This window comes from Corallococcus praedator, assembly GCF_003612125.1.
In the GTDB taxonomy this organism is placed as follows: domain Bacteria; phylum Myxococcota; class Myxococcia; order Myxococcales; family Myxococcaceae; genus Corallococcus; species Corallococcus praedator.
Genome location: NZ_RAWI01001342.1, coordinates 1 through 399, shown reverse-complemented (window position 1 = coordinate 399; position 399 = coordinate 1). Strand labels below are relative to the sequence as shown.

Here is a 399-nt window from a genome sequence, read left to right as displayed (position 1 = left end):
CGAGATTGTCCGCACCCGCGCTCAGTCCGGCAGCGAACGGACCGACGATCGCTAGCGACCAGTGTTCCGCGGGCTCGATCCGCAGTTCGTCGCCGTCGGCGGCAAAGGCAAACAACGTTTCGAGCTCGTGATAGCCGTCCGCCCGCCGCGCCCGGACGTGCAGCGCAAGATTCAGTTTCGCGGGCGCAGCCTCGACGATCACCGCGTCAGTCACTCGCCGCGATCACATATTGGGATAATTGGGCCCGCCGCCGCCTTCGGGCACTACCCAATTGATGTTCTGGGTCGGGTCCTTGATGTCGCACGTCTTGCAGTGGACGCAATTCTGCGCGTTGATCACGAACTTGGGGTCGCCCGTCTCCTCACCGACAATCTCGTAGACCCCGGCCGGGCAATAAC

1 protein-coding gene and 1 pseudogene are annotated in these 399 nt (G+C 63.4%); both read right to left on the bottom strand.

Annotated features, from left to right (window positions below):
• Nucleotides 1-214, bottom strand: a pseudogene (locus tag D7Y13_RS44385) (hypothetical protein); the annotation flags it as partial.
• Nucleotides 215-223: 9 nt separating this feature from the next.
• Nucleotides 224-399, bottom strand: a 176-nt coding sequence (locus tag D7Y13_RS49405; RefSeq protein ID WP_208734743.1) for a 4Fe-4S dicluster domain-containing protein, incomplete at its 5' end; no start/stop codon positions are given.